General features: G+C 51.2%; 21 protein-coding genes, 2 pseudogenes and 1 other annotated feature. Of the genes and pseudogenes, 7 read left to right on the top strand and 16 right to left on the bottom strand.

Annotated elements, in window-relative coordinates:
• The first annotated feature begins 62 nt into the window (after positions 1-62).
• The 5 genes and pseudogenes from FCN45_RS12420 (at position 63) to FCN45_RS12400 (ending at position 6,660) form a co-directional block, all read left to right on the top strand.
• Positions 63-1,250, top strand: a pseudogene (locus tag FCN45_RS12420) (IS4 family transposase).
• Positions 1,251-1,419: 169 nt separating this feature from the next.
• Positions 1,420-1,797, top strand: a complete 378-nt coding sequence (locus FCN45_RS12415) for a GtrA family protein (RefSeq protein ID WP_246862527.1) — start codon at positions 1,420-1,422, stop codon at positions 1,795-1,797.
• Positions 1,794-2,801, top strand: a complete 1,008-nt coding sequence (locus tag FCN45_RS12410) for a glycosyltransferase family 2 protein (RefSeq protein ID WP_137386106.1) — start codon at positions 1,794-1,796, stop codon at positions 2,799-2,801. Before FCN45_RS12415 ends, FCN45_RS12410 begins: the two co-directional genes overlap by 4 nt.
• A complete protein-coding gene (locus tag FCN45_RS12405) occupies positions 2,794-4,839 on the top strand; it encodes a hypothetical protein (protein ID WP_137386105.1) in 2,046 nt (681 codons plus the stop codon). Before FCN45_RS12410 ends, FCN45_RS12405 begins: the two co-directional genes overlap by 8 nt.
• A gap of 729 nt (positions 4,840-5,568) precedes the next feature.
• Positions 5,569-6,660 (top strand): acyltransferase, encoded by a 1,092-nt coding sequence (locus FCN45_RS12400; RefSeq protein WP_137386104.1) that lies wholly within the window; start codon positions 5,569-5,571, stop codon positions 6,658-6,660.
• A 21-nt stretch (positions 6,661-6,681) separates the two neighbouring features.
• On the opposite strand, the pseudogene FCN45_RS12395 reads toward FCN45_RS12400, so the two are convergent.
• The 13 genes and pseudogenes from FCN45_RS12395 to hisL form a co-directional block, all read right to left on the bottom strand.
• Positions 6,682-7,121: pseudogene (locus tag FCN45_RS12395) on the bottom strand (transposase); the annotation flags it as partial.
• A 90-nt stretch (positions 7,122-7,211) separates the two neighbouring features.
• Positions 7,212-8,327 carry a succinylglutamate desuccinylase/aspartoacylase family protein gene (locus tag FCN45_RS12390; RefSeq protein WP_137386103.1) on the bottom strand — a complete coding sequence of 372 codons (1,116 nt, stop codon included), beginning with the start codon at positions 8,325-8,327 and terminating at the stop codon, positions 7,212-7,214.
• A 111-nt stretch (positions 8,328-8,438) separates the two neighbouring features.
• Complete coding sequence (locus FCN45_RS12385; RefSeq protein ID WP_137386102.1) at positions 8,439-9,236, bottom strand: ABC transporter substrate-binding protein; 798 nt, start codon at positions 9,234-9,236, stop codon at positions 8,439-8,441.
• Positions 9,237-9,302: 66 nt separating this feature from the next.
• Positions 9,303-9,779, bottom strand: coding sequence for a YbaK/prolyl-tRNA synthetase associated domain-containing protein (locus FCN45_RS12380; RefSeq protein WP_137386101.1), 477 nt, complete (start codon positions 9,777-9,779; stop codon positions 9,303-9,305).
• 93 nt (positions 9,780-9,872) lie between these two features.
• A complete protein-coding gene (gene hisIE, locus FCN45_RS12375; RefSeq protein WP_101763386.1) occupies positions 9,873-10,484 on the bottom strand; it encodes a bifunctional phosphoribosyl-AMP cyclohydrolase/phosphoribosyl-ATP diphosphatase HisIE in 612 nt (203 codons plus the stop codon).
• Positions 10,478-11,254, bottom strand: coding sequence for an imidazole glycerol phosphate synthase subunit HisF (hisF, locus tag FCN45_RS12370; RefSeq protein WP_137386100.1), 777 nt, complete (start codon positions 11,252-11,254; stop codon positions 10,478-10,480). The genes hisIE and hisF overlap by 7 nt, the downstream gene beginning before the upstream one ends.
• Positions 11,236-11,973, bottom strand: coding sequence for a 1-(5-phosphoribosyl)-5-[(5-phosphoribosylamino)methylideneamino]imidazole-4-carboxamide isomerase (gene hisA / locus FCN45_RS12365; protein WP_137386099.1), 738 nt, complete (start codon positions 11,971-11,973; stop codon positions 11,236-11,238). The genes hisF and hisA overlap by 19 nt, the downstream gene beginning before the upstream one ends.
• Positions 11,973-12,563, bottom strand: coding sequence for an imidazole glycerol phosphate synthase subunit HisH (hisH, locus tag FCN45_RS12360; RefSeq protein ID WP_101763389.1), 591 nt, complete (start codon positions 12,561-12,563; stop codon positions 11,973-11,975). Before hisH ends, hisA begins: the two co-directional genes overlap by 1 nt.
• Positions 12,563-13,630 (bottom strand): bifunctional histidinol-phosphatase/imidazoleglycerol-phosphate dehydratase HisB, encoded by a 1,068-nt coding sequence (hisB, locus tag FCN45_RS12355; protein WP_137386098.1) that lies wholly within the window; start codon positions 13,628-13,630, stop codon positions 12,563-12,565. The genes hisH and hisB overlap by 1 nt, the downstream gene beginning before the upstream one ends.
• The gene (gene hisC, locus FCN45_RS12350; RefSeq protein ID WP_137386097.1) at positions 13,627-14,703 is read right to left on the bottom strand and encodes a histidinol-phosphate transaminase; all 1,077 of its coding nucleotides are present in this window, start codon (positions 14,701-14,703) and stop codon (positions 13,627-13,629) included. The genes hisB and hisC overlap by 4 nt, the downstream gene beginning before the upstream one ends.
• Positions 14,700-16,007: a histidinol dehydrogenase gene (hisD, locus tag FCN45_RS12345; RefSeq protein ID WP_137386096.1), complete on the bottom strand. Its 1,308-nt coding sequence runs from the start codon at positions 16,005-16,007 to the stop codon at positions 14,700-14,702. Before hisD ends, hisC begins: the two co-directional genes overlap by 4 nt.
• A 4-nt stretch (positions 16,008-16,011) precedes the next feature.
• A complete protein-coding gene (gene hisG, locus FCN45_RS12340) occupies positions 16,012-16,911 on the bottom strand; it encodes an ATP phosphoribosyltransferase (RefSeq protein WP_137386095.1) in 900 nt (299 codons plus the stop codon).
• A 53-nt stretch (positions 16,912-16,964) separates the two neighbouring features.
• Positions 16,965-17,086 (bottom strand) — a sequence feature (His leader region).
• On the bottom strand, positions 17,062-17,109 hold the full coding sequence (gene hisL, locus FCN45_RS12335) for a his operon leader peptide (RefSeq protein WP_100396937.1): 48 nt from the start codon (positions 17,107-17,109) through the stop codon (positions 17,062-17,064). Its footprint overlaps the feature before it by 25 nt.
• Positions 17,110-17,285: 176 nt before the next feature.
• Between hisL and FCN45_RS12330 the strand changes: the two genes are divergently transcribed.
• Positions 17,286-18,113 (top strand): SDR family oxidoreductase, encoded by an 828-nt coding sequence (locus FCN45_RS12330; protein WP_137386094.1) that lies wholly within the window; start codon positions 17,286-17,288, stop codon positions 18,111-18,113.
• Between the two features lie 100 nt (positions 18,114-18,213).
• Here the strand turns inward: FCN45_RS12330 and FCN45_RS12325 are convergent, their stop codons facing one another.
• From FCN45_RS12325 to puuD, 3 genes are read right to left on the bottom strand one after another with little or no spacing between them, the layout of a single operon-like run.
• Positions 18,214-19,491 (bottom strand): FAD-binding oxidoreductase, encoded by a 1,278-nt coding sequence (locus FCN45_RS12325; RefSeq protein WP_137386093.1) that lies wholly within the window; start codon positions 19,489-19,491, stop codon positions 18,214-18,216.
• 24 nt (positions 19,492-19,515) lie between these two features.
• Positions 19,516-20,073 carry an HTH-type transcriptional regulator PuuR gene (gene puuR / locus FCN45_RS12320; RefSeq protein ID WP_008104818.1) on the bottom strand — a complete coding sequence of 186 codons (558 nt, stop codon included), beginning with the start codon at positions 20,071-20,073 and terminating at the stop codon, positions 19,516-19,518.
• Entirely contained in the window at positions 20,070-20,834 is a 765-nt protein-coding gene (puuD, locus tag FCN45_RS12315; RefSeq protein WP_137386092.1) for a gamma-glutamyl-gamma-aminobutyrate hydrolase, read from the bottom strand. Before puuD ends, puuR begins: the two co-directional genes overlap by 4 nt.
• A gap of 213 nt (positions 20,835-21,047) precedes the next feature.
• Between puuD and FCN45_RS12310 the strand changes: the two genes are divergently transcribed.
• The gene (locus FCN45_RS12310) at positions 21,048-22,463 is read left to right on the top strand and encodes a glutamine synthetase family protein (protein ID WP_101763399.1); all 1,416 of its coding nucleotides are present in this window, start codon (positions 21,048-21,050) and stop codon (positions 22,461-22,463) included.
• Positions 22,464-22,671 lie beyond the last annotated feature (208 nt).

Genomic DNA, 22,671 nt, shown 5'->3' with positions numbered 1-22,671 from the left:
AAAGACAGGCATAGAGTTATGTGTTCTACTGATTGTTCCAGCAATTCAATAAGATCACCTCTATGCCTGCTCGCATATTATGCCAGAAGTTTTTTCAGACCGCTTTAGCTCCGTTTCACCAATACAGGCAAAATGCGCTTCTCGATGCTACTGTTGCGTTAACCCGTGGTGCATCACTTAACCTCACCAGCATCGGACGGCATCTTCCGGGCTCTTCAGGTTAAAAACAAAATTAAACGTATTGACCGCCTGTTGGGAAAAGGCGATCTGCACGATGATATCCCCATGATTTTTCATAATATTACGTATCTTCTTACTCGTCAGCTCTCCTGGTGTGTCGTTGCTGTTGACTGGAGTGGCTATCCTTCACAGCAATATCACGTACTGCGGGCCAGCCTCCTCTGTGATGGCCGTTGCTCCCGCTACAGAGCCGCATTGTTCCTTCAAAGCAGCAAAACAACACTCTAATTCAGAATGAATTTTTAAATGCGCTTGCTGCAGCCATCAATCCCAACGCAAAAGTCATCATCGTGGCCGATGCCGGTTTTCAGAATGCCTGGTTTCAACATATCAAATCTCTGGGCTGGGATTTTATTGGCAGGGTAAGAGGACAAACCTTGGTGCAGCTTGATATAAAAGGCGACATCTGGTTTAAACCACTGGAATTAAAAGCCAGTAGTCATCCGGAATATCTGGGGCCGGGAACACTTTCGCGGGCGAAGTATGCCCGATGCGAAGGTCACTTTTATCTTCATAAGAAGGCGGCGAAGAAGCGTAAAAACAGGCGCGCGCGGAAGGCCGTTCAGCCCGAAGACCGAAAAAGAGCAGCAGGCATCAGGCCGGGAAGCGTGGCTGATATTCACCAGTACAGATCAGTTCAAGCCTCGGGAAATCATGAAGTTATACAGCAGAAGAATGCAGATTGAACAGAACCTCCGCGATGAAAAAAGCGAGCGCTTCGGATTCGGGCTTCGTTCAAGTTACAGCCGTTCAGCGGGCCGTATGCTGGTACTAAGCCTGCTGGCCACACTCGCCACGGCGGTAATGTGGTTACTGGGATATCACGCTGAAAATAAAGGATTACATCTGAGGTACCAGGCTAACAGCCTGTAATCAGGCGGGTTATCTCATATCTGACGTTAGCGGAGAATGTCTTGCGACATTCTCCGCTAATTATCAGGCTAACTAAACTGGACACTGTTCTCAATCACCTGGCCAAAACCTATCGAAATATGGTGTTGGTTTATTAAAGATGATTTAGTGGGGATCCCTCAGCCGTCGCCGGGGCTTTTTTCTAATGGTAGAATCAATGTAGTTAATTACTGATATTTTATACAGTGCGCGCTGGGAAGATCCATATTGATGTAACTGAAAAGATATAAATGATAAGATTTACAAAATTTTCGAAAGGATTTCGTTGTGTCAATTGCAACCTTCAAAATTCAGGTTATAAAGTACGCTTTGGTAGGGTTAGCAAACACCGCTATCACAGCAGTGGTTATCTTTGCATGCATGCATTCAGGCATGGGTGTTTACAGTGCAAATGCGGCAGGATATATATGTGGAATAATTTTCAGTTTCATTGCAAACTCATTATTCACTTTCTCTTCTAACATATCATCCAAAAGATTCGCTAAGTTTTTGATATCATGTCTAATTTGTTGGGTAATTAATTTACTTGCAATAAAATTATTTCTAGTTATTTATCCTGGTAATTTGTATATATCACAGCTTGTTGGCATGTTTGTTTATACTATTACTGGCTTTGCAATTAATAAATTATGGGTAATGAAATGAAGTATTTTGGTGTAGAGACTATCGTTAAGGACCGTTTGAATGAGGGTGTTGTTCATAAACGATCAATCCCTGTTCTGTCAATTATAGTCCCTTGCTATAATGAGCAAGAGATTTTTGATTATTCTTTAAAAAAATTGCATTCATTATTAGAAAATTTAATTAAAAGAAATTTAATATCTGAACGTAGTCATTTATTATTTGTAGATGATGGCAGCAAGGATGATACATGGAATCTTATTTATAATGCTTCAAAAAGTTTCGAGCGAGTTATAGGCATAAAGCTTTCAAGGAACAAGGGGCACCAAGTAGCTTTGCTAGCGGGACTAAGTGAGTCCATTTCCGATGTTACAATAAGTATAGATGCAGACCTTCAGGACGACACCTCAGTAATCGAAGAGATGATTAAACATTATCTTGATGGGAGTGATGTTGTTTATGGTGTAAGAAATGACAGGAAATCTGATTCATTTTTCAAAAGAAAAACTGCAGGCTTATTTTACAGGATAATGAAGTGGATGGGTGTTGAGCAAATACCACATCATGCTGACTTCAGGCTTCTCAGTAAAAGGGCAAAAGATGCGCTTTTGTCTTACAAAGAGCAAAGCTTATATCTTAGGGGCCTTGTACCATTAGTTGGATTTCAGTCAAGTCAAGTTGAATACTCTCGCTCGGCACGCACGGCAGGAGAATCTAAATATCCACTTAGCAAAATGCTGTCTTTGGCAATAAGTGGGATAACTTCGCTCACTGTCACACCACTAAGAATCATTGCAGCTTTAGGTTTTGTCATAAGTGGGATATCTGTTTTAGCTGCCCTCTATGCTCTTTATGAGAAGATTTGCGGCAATACTGTTGAAGGGTGGGCATCGGTAATGATCGCAATTATATTCCTCGGTGGAGTTCAGATGCTTTCACTGGGAATTATAGGGGAGTACATAGGAAAGATTTATCTTGAATCCAAAAAAAGACCAAAATATTTTGTAGAAGAGAAGATCGATGAATAACATGGTGAGATTTAGCTTCAAGCTAATAAGTTTTTTTATTGTGTTTTTATTAATTGTACTTCAGACTTCATATTTTATTAGACATGAGCAAAATATTTACTCATGGGATTACAATGGATACTGGCGTGTATGGGAGAATTTTTCTCAGTTACTGCATTCCAATACAGGAGCCGCTTTTAAGCAATTAAAACAATCCGTACTACAGGATGATTACAATATTTTGCCAATCTTTATACTATCTCTTTTAGATATTATAAAGCTTCCATCCAGGCTATTGTATATTGAACTTATAAATATAGTTTATTTCTTACCAGTTCTTTTCTTATTCAAATGCGTAGTCGATTTCTTTACTGAAGATAAGAACAAGAATAACATTCTTTGGAACTTTTCAACAATCTTTATACCAGCTTTATTTGTTGCCTTTTGGGCTCCTTCCCTGAGAGGTTACCCTGACATATCTGGGTTAATTTTTGTTTTAGCTTCGGTATTAATTACATCAAGACATGATCTAACTTCAAAAATTAATATCCCATCAGCAATTATGCTAGGTCTCAGTTTGTGGGGGGCATTTCTTTTCCGTCGCTGGTACGCATTTACAGTGGTGTCATTATATTGCAGCTTGCCAATATTAAATTACTATTTGCACAGTAACTCATCTTTAAAATTAAAAAAAATCCTGATAACTGCTTTTAATTTTTTTATTTCAGGATTCACATCTTGCATTGCAGTAATATTTTTACAACATGAGCTTTTTGAAAGGATCTTACACACAGATTATTCAGAAATATATGGAGCCTATCAAGCTCCATTTGCAACGTCAGTACGCATGGTTTTTTATAATATTGGAATATATTTATTTCCACTAATCCTAATAGGCTTAGTGGGTTCTTTCCATTCAAAAAACAAAAAGTCTAGACCAATAGTACTCTTCTCGGCTTTCAATCTTATATTGAGTTTTCTACTCTTCACCAGAACGCAGGCTCCAGGCGTCCAGCACTGTTTACCCTTCTCTCTATGGGCGGTGATAATTATAGTTTTTGGCATTAAATTTATATTAGATTTCATTAAAAACAAAACCCTAAAAATAGCCACCTTAAGTTTAATTTTAGTAATTCATGCAACAATATTTGCGATTTCTTTAAATCGTAATCAACTTGAAACCTTTGCAGGATCTTCTTATTTGTTGCCAACTAAGGTGCTACCTTTAAAAATTGATAACTTTTCTAACTATGTTGATTTAGTACAAGATATTGAAGGCTTGACTAAAAACGGTGAACATATAACGGTATTTTCATCAAATGGAGTTCTAAATGATGATATGCTTAATACAATTTCAAACCTAGGTTTAAGTGGGAAAATTTCCTATGCATCTCAGGTGGATCTTAGAGATCAAATTCACGTAGATTCTCTGATGTCCAGCTATTTCATTGTTACATCGCCCGCACAAACCCACTTGGTACCATCAGGGCAGCAGGTAATTACAATACCGGTTAATCAGATTATTAAGCATGAAAGCATCGGTAAAACAATGATAAAACTTGATAAAGAATATATTCTTTCAGGGGGTGTCACAGCTTATATTTATAAAAAAGTAAGGAATTACACCCCAGCAGAAGTTGACGACTTTTATCAGCTTTTCTTCGAATCCTATCCTGCTTGGGACGGGCAGATCAATAAAGGTTTTCCTTATATACTCCTATCATCAGATATAACAGTAGGAGACATTTGGGGGGGCTTTGGAATTACCTATGACGGTAAAATTGAAGCACATCCTGGTGAACATACTCCCACATTTGTAAAATGGAACTTGCGTGGAGTGAATAAATTAACTATACATTCAGTAAATACTAATTGCGTTAATGCTGATGGTGTAGATATCAATATCTCCGCTCCAAATAAGATAAGCAAATTTATCCATATTGATAATGGAAAATCTAACGTAATAGATGTTAAAGAGTTCAATAACTTAGACAGCCAATTATCTATATCAAAACATTTTAACTCAGCTTGTGACGCAGTCGAAATATCAGGCGAGTAATTAAATTAGAGCTCCGCGTAGAGCGGAGCCTAAAACCTTTAATAACTTGCTAAATAAACACCGCATGTTACATACATTTATATCCCTAATGGTGTCGCAGTGACAATCATTTCTGTGCGGGTGAGAAAATCGTATTTGTCAAAATAAATCCGTAATTCAAAATAAAAACACGCCGAAGATTAAGCTTAAATCTTTCAGAATAAGACATTAGGTTAGTATAAATTGTAAAACAGTCGGTTTATTGGATACGCATAAGATTGCGTATTTAAAGCTGAGCGTAAAAAAAATCAAAAAATCTTCACTCAAATAATTTACAAAATGTAATTCATATATTTCTAGGTGGTTAAAATAAATATTACGGCCTGCGATCCCACGCCTGTCATAGCTTGAAAAATTTCGATCTAATGATATTTATTAAGTTCGATTTCCAATCATCAAGCTCTAGCTCCACATCATGACTTGAAGAATTTTGTTACTATCAAAAACCTTTTCTTGACATTTCTAAGGCTATTCCTAGGATAACCCTTTACCTTTCTTTATGGAAACTTTACGCATGAGTTTGCACCAGCTATTCAAGCTCATAATCCGCATTAGTGGTATCACTTGCGGGATCGCAATCATAATGAACATCGACCTCTTTTACTTCAACGGACTTTTCCTTGTCGTAGTTGCCACTTGGATGTGGTCAGAGCACGACTGGTATCGCGCACGCAAAGAGAAGGCGAATTGATGAAAAGGCTCTCTGGACTTGATGGCTTGCGGGGGTTGCTCGCTCTTGGTGTCGCGCTGTCACACGCTTACAGCCACTTCACGGGATGGCGAACTGGCTTCGATATTTTCCATAACGCAGACTACGCAGTAGATGTTTTCTTCATTCTTTCCGGGATCGTCCTTTACCATTCCTACAGAGAGAAGGTATCGAGCGGCAAGATGGGCGCAGGTGAGTTTTTTGTCGTGCGAATTTTCCGCCTTTATCCATTGCACCTTGTAGCCGTAGTGCTTGTACCAATTTCTCTTTTTATTTCAACCGGATCTTTCTTTCCAGAGTGGCTGGGCAAGATAACGCCTTGGAATCTTATAGGTGACCTAACCCTCACAAACTCACTTGGAGTTGGATTCATACCTAAAACGAATATACCGAGCTGGTCTATTTCCGTTGAGCTTTTCGCTGGCACTCTTGTTCTGCTTCTTAGCTTCCTGCATCGCGTTGTACCTTGGATTACTGCGGTGATTGGTTTATTACTTTGCCTGAACTTCCATATTGATGTTAAAGGGGCTTCTCAAGCCTCAATGCCTTTGCTTAGTGATGGGGTTATTCGCTGCATATTGAGCGTATCTCTCGGCATTTGCGCTTATCAAATTGCAATGAGCAAAGCTGAGTGGATCAAGAAAAACGAGGGGTTAGTCGGAAAGGGAATCTTTGCGGTATTTATGCTGTCGCTGATCATACTTTTTGGCATGAATATATCTCTAAATGCTTACCTTCTTTTTACGCCGATAGTTGCCATATCCATAGCCGCGCTTCCGCTTGTAGAGTGTGATACAAAAAATTTCCTTGAGTCGGATAAACTGGTCTTCCTTGGCAAGATTTCTTTCTCCCTTTATTTGATACACACGCCAGTTGTATACTCTATGCTGTGGATGAAAGGCGAAAGCATGAATTTGAACATCCTCGCAGCAACATTCTCAGTTGGCCTTGCATGCGCCATTTCTGTGCTCACCCTGAAATATATCGAGCTTCCTTGCTACGACTACGGTAAACGATTAATCAAAACCTCTCACATACAGAGCAATAAAAAACAAAGCCCCGGCGACGGCTGAGGGATCCCCACTAAATCATCTTTAATAAACCAACACCATATTTCGATAGGTTTTGGCCAGGTGATTGAGAACAGTGTCCAGTTTAGTTAGCCTGATAATTAGCGGAGAATGTCGCAGGACATTCTCCGCTAACGTCAGATATGAGATAACCCGCCTGATTACAGGCTGTTAGCCTGGTACCTCAGATGTAATCCTTTATTTTCAGCGTGATATCCCAGTAACCACATTACCGCCGTGGCGAGTGTGGCCAGCAGGCTTAGTACCAGCATACGGCCCGCTGAACGGCTGTAACTTGAACGAAGCCCGAATCCGAAGCGCTCGCTTTTTTCATCGCGGAGGTTCTGTTCAATCTGCATTCTTCTGCTGTATAACTTCATGATTTCCCGAGGCTTGAACTGATCTGTACTGGTGAATATCAGCCACGCTTCCCGGCCTGATGCCTGCTGCTCTTTTTCGGTCTTCGGGCTGAACGGCCTTCCGCGCGCGCCTGTTTTTACGCTTCTACATTGTTTTTCAAATATTATTCTCATCATTTGTTTCACATATTGATCTTACCCCACCAACAACTCCCCCCGCCTCCCAGCATTCTCCCCAGCTAACCGCACCACCAACATCCCCGCCGTCACAAACTTGGTCAAATTCCTCGCATACAACACGCCACCAAACTCCGCCACCAGCGGCATCACCTGGTCAGTAATCGGATCAACAACCTCAGCCACCACTTCCCCAGCCTTAATCCACTCGCCCAAATTACGTCGGTAAAACACCAATCCAGATTGAGCTGCATGAATATACTCACATCCCGCCAGCGCCGTCGCCGGATGAATCAGGGCAGGGGACTCAACCACTTCACCGGCAATATAACCGCCTTCAATCAGTGCATTGATAATCGCGTCAGCATCTTTCTCCGCCATCTCAGGCGATACATCCGCCACACCGCGTAGTTCCAGCGTCACCGGCAGCAAGCCGCGCGGCATCGGATACTCATCACCAAAACGCTCTGCCAATGTCAGCCACGGCTCACAGCAAGCCTCATCAAACGGTTCACCGCCAGATATCTGCGCCAGCAACTGCACTTCACTGCCTAACCAACGCGCCAAAGGTTCAATGTCCGGCCACGCGTGCGGCGTGGTGTAGAGGTGCGGCAGCGCATCCCAGTCACAATGCAGATCAATCATCAAATCGGCCTGGCTCGCCATACGCATTAGCGTAAAGCGCTGGGCATCCAGTTCGGTGCGAGCAATGCGGTCACGATAATGGCGATCAATCGCTTCCCTGATCAGGCGTTTGTTTTCGTATTCACTTTGCGTCAGTGAGCCGGCGAGTTCTTCAACCAAGGCTTCACCCAATGCCGGAAAGCGGCGGTTAAAGTCTTGTCCTGATAACGTATGGAAACGCCCCAAATGGCTACCATGCCAATGCTGTCCCATGGCTAAAGGATTGGCCACCGGCACCAATGTGATTTTGGCTTTGAGTTGTCCAGCAGATTCCAGCGCCAGCAGTTTCTGTTTCAAGTACCACGCCACCGCCATACCCGGCAGTTCATCACCGTGCAGCGCAGCCTGAATATAGACGCGTTGCTGTGAATCCGTACCGAAGTGGAAGCTGACAATTTCGCGTTGCGTGCCCAGCGAGGCGCTTAATAGAGGATGATGTTGTTGTTGCATAACGCTATCGATGTCCTTTATTCATGGCACGCTTTCAGCGACGCCAGATGCATTTTCTGATGGAATTATAGTGCTGAGTGCAAAAAGGGCGGCAAAAAAGCCGCCAAAAGATTACTGCTGGATGGAGATGTCCGTCGCGAAGTACTGTTTCTGAATTTTATCGAAAGTGCCGTTCTTCTTCAGTTCGGCAAACGCGTTATCCAGTGCGGTTTTCAGTTCGGTGTCGCCTTTACGCAGGCCAATCGCGGTGCCCGGACCGATAATCGGATCCTGCACAATCGGGCCGGCCAGTTCGAAATCTTTGCCCTGCGGATGTTTCAGGAAACCATTGGCGGCTTGAGCAGCATCGGTAAACACCACATCAAGACGACCCGAAATTAAATCGCTCTCAACTTGTGCCTGATCGCCATAAGGTACAACCTGCACGCCATGCGGCTGCCATTTGGCCAGCGCATAACGCTCCTGCACGGTGCCTTGCTCAACGCCAACGGTTTTGCCTTTTAGCGATTCAGCAGTTGGCAGCAAGCCAGAACCTCTACGCGCAATCAGCTGCGTATGGGTGTCGTAGAGCGGCACGGTGAAATCAATCTGCTTCAAACGTTCTTCGGTGATGCCCATATCCGACAAGATGGCGTCGAACTTACGCGCTTTCAGCGCCGGGATCATGCCATCGAACTGGCTCTCCACCCACACGCATTTTGCCTGCATCTGCTGGCACAGCGCATTGCCGAGATCGATATCAAAACCGACCAGTTTGCCCTGTGGCGTTTTGGATTCGAAAGGAGGATAGGTGGGATCCACTGCGAAACGCACCTGATCAATTTTTGCCTGTGCGCCAAACGCGCAACCTGCCAGCACAGCCAGCGCCAGCGTGTGACGCAGGCGGGCGGTTAAACGAGAACTTGCCATAATATCGGTCTTCTTTTGATGTGATGTTGAGTCAGAAAGAGTACCGCTCAGGGTCGGGCAAGGCAATTAGAGGATTATTTTCATCACGTTACCATTATGCAGCGCCTGATAATCCGCTACATTCAGCACTACCGATTGCTCCAGCAATCCGGCATTGAAGGCGATTTCGTCATAGCGTTCAAACAGCAGCGGATCGACCACCAGCTGTAAATCAGGATGGAAGCTAAACGGCGGAATAGCCCCGAATACGCAGCCTGTCAGCGTATCCACTTCCGCAGGCGAGGCCAGCGAAGCACGGCGACCGCCAACCGCTGCAGCAACCTTGCTGAGATCCGCTTGCTGATCGGCAGGCAGCACCGCCAGCACATGTTGCTTGATGCCGTTGCCTTTCACATGACACACCAGCGCCTTCGCACCTTGACCCACTTGCGTACCACGAATCGCTGCCACCGCTTCGCACTTGCCGGTCGCTTCATGCTCCATCACGCGATAGCGCGCCTGATGTTGGTCGAGCAGGGCGATCAGTTTTTCATGGGTGGTCATGGCGTTCTCCATTGTCTAAACGTGGGTTTTGAGCAGTAAGCTGCTCAAAACTAGCCAGAAAAGCCAATTTTGAGCAGCATGTTGCACAATCTGCTATTTATGACGCGCACGCAGATTATTGATAATGGTGCTCAAATCCAGCTCCTGATCCTGCAACAGCACCATCAGGTGATAAAGCAGATCCGAAGCTTCATTGGTCAACTCGTGACGATCGTTAACCGTTGCCGCCAACGCCGTTTCCACGCCTTCTTCACCCACTTTCTGCGCGATACGCTTGGTGCCGCTGGCGTACAGCTTCGCGGTGTACGAACTCTCTGGATCGGCGCTTTTGCGTGAGGCCAGCAGCTGCTCCAGCTGATAGAGGAACGTCCAGTCTGGCGCAGCCGGTGAGAAGCAGCTGGAGGTACCGAGATGGCAGGTTGGGCCGATCGGATTCGCCAGCACCAGCAAGGTATCGTTGTCGCAATCCGGCGTAATGCTCGCCACTTGCAGGAAGTGGCCCGAGGTTTCGCCTTTGGTCCATAAACGGTTTTTGGTGCGTGAGAAGAAGGTGACGTTGCCCTCACTGAGGGTTTTTTGCAGCGCTTCTTCGTTCATATAACCGTGCATCAGCACTTCGCCGGAAACGTTGTGCTGGACGATAACGGGCATCATGCCCGCGGTTTTGACCCAATCCAGCCTGGCCAGTTGTTCTGCAGTTAACACGCGCGAATCTCCACACCGTTGTCGATCAGGAAGTTTTTCAACTCGCCGATATTGATAATTTGTTTGTGAAACACCGAAGCTGCCAGCGCACCATCGACGTTCGCCTGCTCAAAGGCGTCGAGGAAGTGCGGCATAGTGCCTGCGCCGCCGGAGGCGATCAGCGGCACTTTGCAGACATCGCGCACTTTCTTCAGCTGCACCAGATCGTAGCCGTTACGCACGCCATCCTGATTCATCATGTTGAGGACGATTTCACCCGCGCCCAGCTTCTGCACTTCCTGCACCCAATCCAGAGTTTCCCACGTGGTCACTTTGGTACGAGCTTCGTCACCGGTGTATTGATTGACGTGATATTTGCCGCTCGCTTCGTCAAACCAGGTATCGATGCCCACCACGATGCACTGCACGCCAAAGCGATCGGCCAGGCGCGTAATCAGCGTCGGATCGGCTAAGGCCGGCGAGTTGATGGAAATCTTGTCGGCACCAAACTGCAGAATGCGCGCCGCGTCTTCTTCGCTCTTAATGCCGCCCGCCACGCAGAAAGGAATATCGATCACTTCCGCCACGCGCGACACCCAGCTTTTGTCCACGACGCGGCCATCTGATGAGGCGGTGATATCGTAGAATACCAGCTCGTCCGCACCTTCCTGCGCATAACGCTGCGCCAGCGGCACGATGTCGCCGATGATTTCGTGATTGCGGAACTGAACGCCTTTCACCACTTGCCCGTCACGCACATCGAGACAAGGAATTATCCGTTTTGCCAGCATGCGATTGCCTCCGCCACCGTGAATTTATCTTCCAGTAACGCGCGACCAACGATCACGCCCTGTGCGCCGCTGCCGCGTAACGCCGCGATGTCATCCAGCGAACCGATGCCGCCTGAAGACTGAAAAGCGATGTCCGGGAAGGCCGCAGACACTTCTTTATACAGCGCGACGTTGGATCCGCTCAGCGTACCGTCGCGCGAAATGTCAGTGCACAACACATGCTTGAGGCCAACCGGCTGATACCAGCCAATCACCTCTTCCAGCGTAACGCCCGCCGCTTCCTGCCAGCCGCTGATTGCCACCTCTTTGCGGTTGTTGGCATCAATGCGCACATCTAATGCCAGCACAATGGCGTCGGCGCCAAACTCGTTAAACCAGCTTTTGACTTCTTCCGGTTGCTTCACCGCGGTGGAACCGACCACCACGCGCGTGGCACCCGCTGCCAGCAGCGCCGCCACATCATCGCGATGGCGGATGCCGCCGCCGACCTGTACCGGCACGGTCACACCGCGCAGTAAGGTGGTGAGCAGGGGAATCTGACGTTTGGCCGGATCTTTCGCGCCGGTCAAATCCACCAGATGCAGCACTTCTACACCCTGGCGTTGGTAATCCTGTAAACGCGGCAGCGGATCGCTGCCGTAATCGCGCTGCTGGCCGTAATCGCCCTGATGCAGGCGCACCACTTTGCCGTCGATTAAATCTAATGCGGGGATAATCATCACATCTCCAGGAAATTTTTCAGCAGCTGCGCGCCGGCTTTGCCCGAACGCTCCGGGTGGAACTGCACGCCGAAGAAGTTATCTTTCTGCAGGGCAGCAGTGAACGGATAACCGTAATCGCACTGGGCGATGGTGGCGGCATTCACCGGCATGGCGTAGCTGTGCACGAAGTAGAAGTAGCTGCCATCGGGAATGTCGCGGAACAGATGATGGCCCGCTTTGGCGGTGATCTGGTTCCAGCCCATGTGCGGCAGCGGTAAATCCTGCGTGTCCATTAGCGTGACGGGCTCATCAACCAGGCCGAGCGTGGTGACGCCGCCATTCTCATCGCTACCGCGACCGAGCAGCTGCATGCCGAGGCAAATACCGAGCACCGGCTGAGTACAGGCTTTGATTAAGTCGATGAGATCGCGCTCCTGCAGCTGATTCATCGCCGCCTGCGCGGTGCCCACGCCGGGCAGCAGCAGCTTGTCGGCATGCAGCACCACATCCGGGTCGCGGCTCACCTGCGGCGTGTAGCCGAGGCGCTCAATGGCCCACTTCACCGAAGACAGGTTGGCGCAGCCGGTATCGAGGATCACCACGTTCATCACAGCACTCCTTTCGAGCTCGGCAAGGTGTTGCCTTCCACGCGAATCGCCTGGCGCAGCGTGCGGCCAAAGGCTTTAAACAGGCTTTCCACACGATGGTGATCGTTGCGGCCTTTGGTTTTCAGATGCAGCGTGCTCATCATCGCGTAGGAGAGGGAGCTGAAGAAGTGCTCGACCATCTCGGTGCTGAGATCGCCGACGCGCTGGTAGCTGAACTCGGCTTTGAATTCGATGTGCGGACGGCCGGAGATATCCAGCGCGCAGCGTGCCAGGCACTCATCCATGGGCAGCACAAAGCCGAAACGGCCGATGCCACGTTTGTCGCCCAGCGCTTTCAGCAGCGCTTCGCCGAGCGCCAAACCGGTATCTTCCACGGTGTGGTGATCGTCGATGTAGAGATCGCCTTTCACATCAATGTTCATGCGGAAGCCGCCGTGCACCGCAATCTGGTCCAGCATGTGATCGAAGAAGCCGACGCCGGTGTTAATTTTGCTGCCGCCTTCACGATCCAGCCACACTTCGACTTTAATCTGCGTCTCTTTGGTGTTGCGTTGCACCAGCGCGTAACGATCGCGTTTGGTCAGGCGCGCCTGAATCGCATCCCAATCTTCGCCTTCCGCACCGTAACGCAGGCCCTGAATGCCCATGTTCTGCGCCAGCTGAATATCGGTGAGACGATCGCCAATCACGTAGCTGTTGGCGGTATCAAGTGCACCGGCGGCCAGCCAGGCTTCCACCATTTTGGTCTTTGGCTTGCGGCAATCGCAGTTATCTTCCGGCATATGCGGGCAGATCAGGATGTCGCTGAAATTCACGCCTTGTGAGCGGAGAATCTGCATCATCAGGTTGTGCGGGCCGTCAAAATCCGCCTGCGGGAAGCTGTCGGTGCCGAGGCCATCCTGATTGGTGATCATCACCAGCTGATAACCCGCTGCTTGCAACGCCAGCAGCGCCGGAATGGCGTTCTTCTCAAACGCCAGCTTCTCCATGCGATCCACCTGATAATCAGTCGGTGGCTCAGAGATGATGGTGCCGTCGCGGTCGATAAAAAGGATCTTCTGACTCATGCTTGCTCCACTGATAAGGCTTGCAGCGCGGCGATCAGGCGCTCGCACTCTTCACGGGTGCCGATGGAGATGCGCAGGCATCCCGCAAGGCCGGGGTTTTTATTTTGGTCGCGCAGAATAATGCCTTGATCCCACAGCGTTTTAAACACTTTTGGCGAATCAGTGAAGCGCGCCAGAATATAGTTGGTTTCACTCGGGAACACCTGCTGCACTACGCTAATCTGCGGCAACTGCTCAAACAGCCAGGCACGATTGGCGTTCAGCTCGGCAACGTGTTGACGCATCAGCGTAATGCCTTGCTCGCTCAGCGCTTGTCCAGCCACATCCGCCACCGGCGTCGCCAGCGGATAGGGCGCAATCACCTTCATCAGCAGATCGATCACCGGCTTGTTCGCGAGGGTGAAGCCGCAGCGCAAACCGGCCAGCGCAAAGGCTTTAGACAGCGTGCGCAGAATCACTAAGTGCGGATATTCCTGCAGCCAGCCCGCCAGCGTCGCGTCCGGGCAGAACTCGATATAGGCTTCATCGGCCACCACCAGCGCTTTACCGGCGGTCATCGCCAGCAGCGCGCGGATGTCATCCTGATTGATCAGGTTGCCGGTCGGATTATTCGGGCTGCACATATAGACAACTTTCACGCCGTCGAGCTGGTCAGCAATCGCCGGCAGATTCAGCTGCCAGTCATCGAGTGCCGCCACGGTGCGGTATTCAATGCCGATGGTTTCGGCGCTGACGCTGTACATGCCGTAGGTTGGCGGGCAGAACAGAATCGCATCTTTGCCCGGCTCGCAAAACGCGCGCATCAGCAGTTCGATACCTTCATCCGCGCCGCGGCTGACCAGAACCTGCTCCGGCGTCAAACCGGCGTAAGCGGCGTAGCGCTCAATGACAATCTTTGGCTGGCATTCCGGATAGCGATTCAGCGTCTGCTGCGACAGCTCAAACGGCACCGGCAGCGGGAATTCGTTGGCATTCAGCCACACATCACCGTTGCCACCCAGACGACGCGCCGATTGATACGGCGTCAGCGCTCGCACGTTAGCGCGCGCTAACTCTTCAATATTCAGGCTCATGCTTGCTCCTTCAGCGCGGCAACACGCAGGGTAACGGCATTTTTGTGGGCTTCCAGCTGCTCGGCGGCGGCCAGCGTTTCAATCGTTGCGGCAAGATTGAGGAAGCCTTGCGGCGTCAGCTCTTGCACCGTCATACGTTTCTGGAAATCGGCCAGGCCAAGGCTGGAACAGGTCGCGGTGTAACCGTAGGTCGGCAGCACGTGGTTAGTGCCGGACGCGTAATCGCCGGCCGATTCCGGGGACCAGTCGCCAAGGAATACCGAACCGGCGCTGGTGATGCTTTCGACCAGATCGCGCGGCTGGCGCGTCTGAATGATCAGGTGCTCCGGGCCGTACAGGTTGGAGATCTCAATGCACTGCTCCAAATCGCGCAGCACAATCAGGCGGCTGCTCGCTAACGCCTGACGCGCGGTAGCCGCGCGCGGCAGCTGCGCCAGTTGCTCTTCAACCGCTTGCGCCACGCCTTCGGCCAGTTGCAGCGACGGCGTCAGCAGAATTACCTGCGAATCCGGGCCGTGTTCCGCCTGCGACAGCAAATCAGATGCCACGAACGCGGGCGTGGCGCCTTCGTCGGCGATCACCAGCACTTCCGATGGACCGGCTGGCATATCAATTGCCGCGCCATCTAAACGCTGGCTGACCTGACGTTTGGCTTCGGTCACATACGCGTTGCCTGGGCCAAAAATCTTGTCCACTTTCGGCACGGTTTCGGTGCCGAAGGCGAGGGCGGCGATGGCTTGTGAACCGCCCACCTGAAACACCTCTTTCACGCCACACAGCTGGGCCGCGTAAAGAATTTCATCGGCAATCGGCGGCGGCGAGCACAGCACCACGCGACCGCAACCGGCGATGCGTGCCGGTGTCGCCAGCATCAATACGGTTGAGAACAGCGGGGCGGAACCGCCAGGAATGTACAAACCCACCGATTTCACCGGACGGGTAATCTGCTGGCAGCGCACGCCAGGCTGAGTTTCCACATCCACTTCCGCCAGAATCTGCGCGTTGTGGAAAGTCTCGATATTACTCACGGCCACGGCCATCGCCTGCTTCAGCGTGTCGCTCAGACGATCGCTGGCCGCTTGCATCTCTTCGGTGCTGACGCGCAGGTTATCCACCTGCGCTTTATCGAAGCGCGCGCTAAATTCACGCAGCGCCGCATCGCCGCTCTCTTTCACTTGCACTAACACGTCGCGCACGATCTGGCTGATAGTTTCTGAAGCCGAAATCGCCGGACGCATCAGCAGCGCTTGCTGCTGCTCTGCGCTGCATTGCTGCCAATCAATGGGTGTCATCAGCGTGCTCATGGTATTACTCCAACATTTTTTCAATTGGCAGCACGAGGATCGAGCTGGCACCCAGCGACTTCAGCTTTTCCATGGTTTCCCAGAACAGCGTTTCGCTGCTCACCATGTGCATCGCCACGCGGCTCACATCGCCGGCCAGCGGCAGCACGGTTGGACGCTCAGCGCCCGGCAGCAGCGCAATCACTTCATCCAGGCGCTCGCTTGGCGCGTGCAGCATGATGTATTTGGATTCACGCGCTTTAATTACGCCCTGAATACGCGTCATCATTTTGTCGACCAGCTCTTGCTTGGCGGCCGGCAGTTCGCCATCGCGCTGAATCAGCACCGCTTTAGAGCGGTAGATTACTTCCACTTCGCGCAGGCCGTTGGCTTCCAGCGTGGCGCCGGTTGAAACCAGGTCACAAATCGCATCGGCCAAACCCGCGCGTGGTGCGACTTCAACCGATCCGTTCAGCAGGCAGGATTTAAAGGCAATGCCTTGTTTATCAAGGTATTTCTTCAGCAGGTGTGGATAAGAGGTGGCGATGCGTGCATTATTCAGGCATTGCGGGCCGGTGTACTCTTCATCAACCGGCATCGCTAGCGACAGGCGACAACCGCCGAAATCCAGACGACGCAGCGTGAAGTAACGCGGATCTTCCCCCTGAGCACGGCGATTCAGCAGCTCCTCTTCCAGCACGTTTTCACCGACGATACCGAGATCGACCACGCCATCCATTACCAGGCCAGGGATATCGTCATCGCGCACACGCAGGATGTCGATCGGCATGTTCTCCGCAAACGCAATCAGACGCTGCTGCTGAAGGTTAATTTTGATACCGCAGCGTGCCAGCAGTTCGCGTGATTCATCACTTAAACGGCCAGATTTCTGCATAGCTATGCGAATACGGGTGTTATCTAACATGGTTCCTGTCCTCTTATTCAATCCTGTCTGAACGTGTTGGTTGGCGTTCGCCCATAAAAAAACCCCCGGAAGATGATCTTCCGGGGGCTCTCTTTGCGTTCGCACCACTGGAAGATCCTAATCGTCTCCCAGCACACATCGCCTGAAAGACTAGTCAGGGTGATGGTGATGATGGTGGTTGAACTGAACGCGTGTCATAGTAAATTCCGTTGCTGAATGAGTATTCATTTGCGTGCTGAATAACCTAACGAAGATGGTGACAATTGGCAACCCTTTTTTAACCGTCAATTTCCGGAATCTCCCGAAACAGTTTGCGCTGGTTTGGCACATCTACCCGCACTAAGATGAAGTGTGAGCCCATAGCAGGAGTCGATATGAAAAAGGTCGCGATTGTAGGTCTGGGATGGCTGGGTATGCCGCTGGCGATGGCGCTAACGGCACGCGGCTGGCAGGTCACCGGCAGTAAAACCTCGCCGGATGGCGTGGACGCCGCTCGCCGCTGTGGCATCGAAGCCTGCCAGCTGGTGCTAACCCCCGAACTGGAGTGTGAAGCTGAAGAGTTAGATACGCTGATGGCAGTCGATGCGCTGGTGCTGACATTACCTGCCAGCCGCACGGTGAAAGGCGGTGAAGATTACATGCAGGCGGTGCAGAACGTGGTGGATACCGCGCTGGCGAAGAAAGTGCCGCGCATTATTTTCACCAGCTCAACCTCAGTGTACGGCAGCGGTGAGGGCGTAATGAAAGAGAGCAGTCCGCTGCAGCCGGAAACCGTCGCCGGCAAGACGTTGGTGGAGCTGGAAAATTGGCTGCACGATCTGCCCGGCACCAGCGTGGACATTGTGCGTCTCGCGGGATTAGTGGGGCCGAATCGTCATCCGGGGCGTTTCCTTGCCGGTAAAACCGGGCTGGAAAACGGCGGTCATGCGGTCAATCTGGTACATCTCGATGATGTGGTCGATGCGATTGTGCTGTTGCTGCAAACCCCGAAAGGCGGGCATGTTTACAATTTGTGTGCCTCGAAACATCCGTCGCGCGACAGTTTTTATCCTAGCGTGTCGAAGCAGCTGGGGCTTGAGCCACCGACGTTTGTCGCTGAGCCGGAGCGTTCTAACGGCAAGGTGATTGATGGCTCGAAGATCGCGAGTGAGCTGGGGTTTGAGTATAGGTATGATGACCCGATGAAAATGCCGCTGGAGTGATTTCCCCTCACCCTAACCCTCTCCCGCAGGCGGGCGAGGGAATCTTTTGCTCCCTCTCCCGTAGCAGAGGGCCGGGGTGAGGGCATCAGCGCGCAGCAGATTAAACCCCAAACCGATCCCTTAACGCATACCACGCCGCTCCCATCGCGGTGAGCGGCACCTTAAACCGTCTCCCACCTGGAAACGGCAGATGCGGCAATTTTGCGAACGCATCAAATCTCTCGGCGTGCCCACGTAGCACTTCAGCAATCAACTTTCCTGAAAGATGGGTACAGGTCACGCCGTGTCCGCTGTCACCCTGCATAAAGAACGCATTCTTCTCCACCTGCCCAAACTGCGGCATGCGCGATAGCGTGAGCAGGAAATTGCCGCTCCAGCGGTGGCTGATTTTGATGTCACGCAGCTGCGGAAAGGTGCGCAGCAGCTTAGGACGAATCAGCGCTTCGATATCATCCGGTTCGCGTGCGCCATAAACTACGCCGCCGCCGTAGAGCAGGCGGTTATCGGCGGTGAGGCGGAAGTAGTCGAGCAGATAGTTACAATCTTCAACGCAGTAATTGTTCGGCAGCAAACCCAGCGCCTGATCGCGCGTTAAAGGTTCGGTGGTGACGATCTGCGAACCGCACGGCATGCTTTTGCCCGTCAGGCGCGGTTCAAGCTGTGACGGCAAATAAGCGTTACCGGCAAAAATCACGAAGGTGGCGCTGACTTCGCCCTTAGCGGTTTTTATGCGATGCGGTGCGCCGTATTTCACTTCAATCGCCGCCGACTGCTCATAAATGCGCCCGCCGTGACGGCGAATCGCTTCGGCTTCACCCAGCGCCAGATTAAGCGGATGAAGATGCCCGCCGCGCTTATCGAGTAAGCCACCGACGTAGCGATCGGTCGCTACTTCGCGCCGAATGCCGCGTTCGTCGAGCAGCTCCAAATCGTGATTGCCGTAGCGTGCCCAAAGGGCTTTTTGGCTGCGCAGATGGCCCATTTGCCGCTGATTCAGTGCGGCGAAAATGCCGCCGGGACGATAGTCGCAGGCGATAGCGTAACGGTCGATGCGGTCGCGAATAATCTCCGCGCCTTCAAACATCATGCTGCCAAGCATTTGTGCGGTCTGTTTGCCGTAGCGCTGCTCAATCACATCCACGTCGCGGCTGTAGGAGTTGACGACCTGGCCGCCGTTGCGGCCGCTGGCGCCAAAGCCGATTTTCGCCGCTTCAAGCAGCACCACGTCGTAACCGGCTTCGGTGAGAAACAGCGCGGATGAAAGTCCGGTAAAGCCACCGCCAATGATGCAGACATCGCACTGCACTGACTCTTGCAGCTCTGGCCACGGCTCATGGGCGTTGGCGGTAGCGGCGTAATAACTTCCCACATGTTGCATGACATCCTCCTTAAGCGCGAAATCTTAGAAATTGGCGGGCGTATGCGCGCTAACAATGCGACACGGCTGATCTGAGGTATTGGTAAAACTGTGCGGCAAGCCGGTATCAATCACATAGCTTTCACCGCGATAGAGATGGTAACTCTGGCCGTTGACCACCAGCGTGATTTCCCCTTCCAGCACGGTGCCGGTTTCCTCGCCGGGATGGCGTAACTTCTCGCCGGTGCTGGCGCCGGGTTCATAACGCTCCAGCAGCATCGCCAGCGCGCGTCGTGCGGCACCGTTATCGATCAGCATCAGCGATACGCCAAGGCTGCCGATCTCCACGCACTCTTCCGGGCGCACAATCACCCGCGGCGTGGCATTGATTTTGGGTTCGGAGAAAAACTCTGAGAGCGAAAGCCCGTAAACTTTCAGCAGCTTCTGTAAGGTGCTGACGGCCGGGCTCACTTTGTCCTGTTCGATGGTGCTAATGGCGCTGTGCGTTAAACCTGATAACTCAGCGACGCGACGCTGAGACAATCCCAACTCCTGCCGGATCTGCGATAAGCGACGTCCGGGTGCCAGAGTGGCATCATTCATGGCTGTTTTTCCTTGTGATAACAGACCGCGGCGTGGATAAAAGCCTCAAACAAACGGCGCGAGACCGGATCGCGATCGGAGTGCCATTCCGGATGCCATTGCACCGCAAGGGCGAAAGGGTGCTTTGGCAGGCTTACGGCTTCAACCAGCCCGTCGGGCGCGCGCGCTTCGATATGCAGCTGCGGACCGGTTTCGCGGATGCCTTGCCCGTGCAGCGAGTTGACGGCAAAAGGTTCGGCGCTGCCCAGCAGCTGGCTCAGCATGCCATCCACTTCTGGCTGCACGGTATGCACCGGCGCGTATTGCTCATCCAGCGGCAGCGCGTCGTTTTCGCGGTGCTCCTGAAACAGATGTGTCATATGCAGTTGGCGATGCAGCGCACCGCCATTAGCGACCACCAGCTCCTGCAAGCCGCGGCAGATACCGAACATCGGCATCTTTTTACCGATCGCATGGGTGATGAGCCCAAAAGCGAGGCGATCGCGCGCCGGATCGGCATGCGCCTCTTTACCGTCTGCGCCGTAATGCCAGGGTTCAATGTTGCTGGGACTGCCGGTCAGCAAAATGCCATCCAGCACTGTCATACTGTTTTCTAATAGATGAGGTGCCTGAATCAGTTGATGCGGCAATGGCAGCGGTACGCCACCGGCAAGCACGATAGCGTCGAGATATTTGTTGTGAACGGTTTGCCCTGCGTGGCTGCCAATAAAGTTCTGGCACATCACTACGCCAATCAAGGGCTTGTCAAAAATAATGCCCATAACGTCTCCGCGTTGCTGTTCAATATTTTCGCCGAAAATGCGCGGCTGGCCTTAAAAGTGTGCAATATTTTGTCAATCTAGCAACCGATCGTTCATTCCTCAAACAGAATTGTTACATTTGCACACTTTTTGCGTTAGCGCTATGTTAGTGGAGTGGCTGTTATTTTGAGCATTGCGCGCACCAATATTAAACGGTAAAGGGCGGGTGGGATCATGACGAACCTCGTAGAAGTAGAAGACTTCACGCGACACAGTGAAGAGAAGCGAACAAGCGCGTTCCAGCTGGAGGTCAAAACCTGGCTGGAACGCCATCCTGAAACGCAATATGTCGATATTCTTCTTAATGATTTAAATGGGGTATTTCGCGGTAAACGCATTCCCATCTCCGCATTGGCAAAACTGGAAAAAGGGTGTTACTTCCCGGCCTCGGTTTTCGCTATGGATATCCTCGGTAACACCGTCGAAGACGCCGGACTGGGTCAGTCACTGGGCGAACCCGACCACCTCTGCATGCCGGTGCCCGGCACCTTAATTCCTTCTGCCGCCGATCCCACGCACATCGCTCAGCTGTTGCTGACCATGTGTAACCAAGATGGCACTCCCTTTGACGTTGAACCCCGTAATGTCCTTAATCGGCTGTGGCAACAGCTGCGCAATCGAGGATTGTTCCCGGTGGTAGCGGTAGAGCTGGAGTTCTATCTGGTGGATAAAAAGCGTGATGCGGAGGGCTTCATTCAGCCGCCGTGCTCGCCGGGCAGTGACGAACGCAATATGCAGAGCCAGGTGTATTCGGTGGATAATCTCGATCACTTCGCCGACGTACTGCGTGACATCGACCATCTGGCCAAGCTGCAAGGCATTCCCGCCGATGGCGCGCTGGCGGAAGCCTCGCCCGGCCAGTTCGAAATCAACCTGCATCACACACGTGACGTGTTGAAAGCCTGCGACCACGCTATTCAGCTGAAACGGCTTGTGCGTCAGGTGGCGGAAAATCACGGCATGACCGCCACTTTCATGGCCAAGCCTTATGAAGAGTACGCGGGCAGCGGCATGCATGTGCATATCAGCATGCTGGATGCCGCCGATCACAACGCCTTTGCGCTCGATGATGGCAGCGATTCACCGCTGATGAAACGCGCGCTGGCGGGCATGATCGATTTAATGCCGGCTTCGATGGCGTTGCTGGCGCCGAACGTGAACGCTTATCGCCGCTTCCTGCCGGAAGCCTATGTACCGCTACAGGCCTCATGGGGACACAACAACCGCACGGTTGCGCTGCGTGTGCCTTGTGGCGATGCGGATAACCATCGCATCGAGTATCGCGTGGCCGGTGCGGATGCAAATCCCTATCTGGTGGTGTCAACAATTCTTGCCGGTATTTTGCACGGTCTGGATAATCAGCTACCTTTACCGCATGCGGTGCAGGGCAATGGACATGAAGCAGAAGGGCTGGCATTACCGATTCGGCAGAGCGATGCGCTGTATGAATTCGAGAATAGCTATCCGCTGCAAAAGCTGCTGGGCGAGCGTTTCAGCGGGGTGTGGCACAGCTGCAAACAGTATGAACTGATGCAGTTTGAGCGCTTAATCACCTCGACGGAAATCGACTGGATGCTCAAGAATGCCTGAGTGCCGGAAGAATTGATCTAACGTCTTGTGCCGATGGCATAAGTTGGGGCAAAATACGCGCCCTGCAAAATGAGAACTAACCGACGTTAACCGCGTCGGTTATTTTTTTGCATGATGTACTCACTGACATTCACACGAGGCCGGACACGCATCCGGATAGATAGATACTGACAAACACGCTTGTGCGTGAGATTTGAGGAAAACAAAG

This window comes from Pantoea sp. SO10 (genome assembly GCF_005281435.1).
Classification (GTDB): domain Bacteria; phylum Pseudomonadota; class Gammaproteobacteria; order Enterobacterales; family Enterobacteriaceae; genus Pantoea; species Pantoea leporis.
This window is presented reverse-complemented; position numbering and strand designations above follow the sequence as displayed.

Coding starts and splice junctions, on each gene's coding strand:
- hisH (WP_101763389.1), bottom strand. CDS start 12,563: ATGAACGTGGTGATCCTCGATACCGGCTGCGCCAACCTGTCTTCGGTG.
- FCN45_RS12410 (WP_137386106.1), top strand. CDS start 1,794: ATGAAGTATTTTGGTGTAGAGACTATCGTTAAGGACCGTTTGAATGAG.
- hisF (WP_137386100.1), bottom strand. CDS start 11,254: ATGCTGGCAAAACGGATAATTCCTTGTCTCGATGTGCGTGACGGGCAA.
- FCN45_RS12380 (WP_137386101.1), bottom strand. CDS start 9,779: ATGACCACCCATGAAAAACTGATCGCCCTGCTCGACCAACATCAGGCG.
- FCN45_RS12325 (WP_137386093.1), bottom strand. CDS start 19,491: ATGCAACATGTGGGAAGTTATTACGCCGCTACCGCCAACGCCCATGAG.
- FCN45_RS12385 (WP_137386102.1), bottom strand. CDS start 9,236: ATGGCAAGTTCTCGTTTAACCGCCCGCCTGCGTCACACGCTGGCGCTG.
- puuR (WP_008104818.1), bottom strand. CDS start 20,073: ATGAATGATGCCACTCTGGCACCCGGACGTCGCTTATCGCAGATCCGG.
- hisC (WP_137386097.1), bottom strand. CDS start 14,703: ATGAGCCTGAATATTGAAGAGTTAGCGCGCGCTAACGTGCGAGCGCTG.
- hisD (WP_137386096.1), bottom strand. CDS start 16,007: ATGAGCACGCTGATGACACCCATTGATTGGCAGCAATGCAGCGCAGAG.
- hisA (WP_137386099.1), bottom strand. CDS start 11,973: ATGATTATCCCCGCATTAGATTTAATCGACGGCAAAGTGGTGCGCCTG.
- hisG (WP_137386095.1), bottom strand. CDS start 16,911: ATGTTAGATAACACCCGTATTCGCATAGCTATGCAGAAATCTGGCCGT.
- FCN45_RS12400 (WP_137386104.1), top strand. CDS start 5,569: ATGAAAAGGCTCTCTGGACTTGATGGCTTGCGGGGGTTGCTCGCTCTT.
- FCN45_RS12330 (WP_137386094.1), top strand. CDS start 17,286: ATGAAAAAGGTCGCGATTGTAGGTCTGGGATGGCTGGGTATGCCGCTG.
- FCN45_RS12310 (WP_101763399.1), top strand. CDS start 21,048: ATGACGAACCTCGTAGAAGTAGAAGACTTCACGCGACACAGTGAAGAG.
- hisB (WP_137386098.1), bottom strand. CDS start 13,630: ATGAGTCAGAAGATCCTTTTTATCGACCGCGACGGCACCATCATCTCT.
- puuD (WP_137386092.1), bottom strand. CDS start 20,834: ATGGGCATTATTTTTGACAAGCCCTTGATTGGCGTAGTGATGTGCCAG.
- FCN45_RS12390 (WP_137386103.1), bottom strand. CDS start 8,327: ATGCAACAACAACATCATCCTCTATTAAGCGCCTCGCTGGGCACGCAA.
- FCN45_RS12405 (WP_137386105.1), top strand. CDS start 2,794: ATGAATAACATGGTGAGATTTAGCTTCAAGCTAATAAGTTTTTTTATT.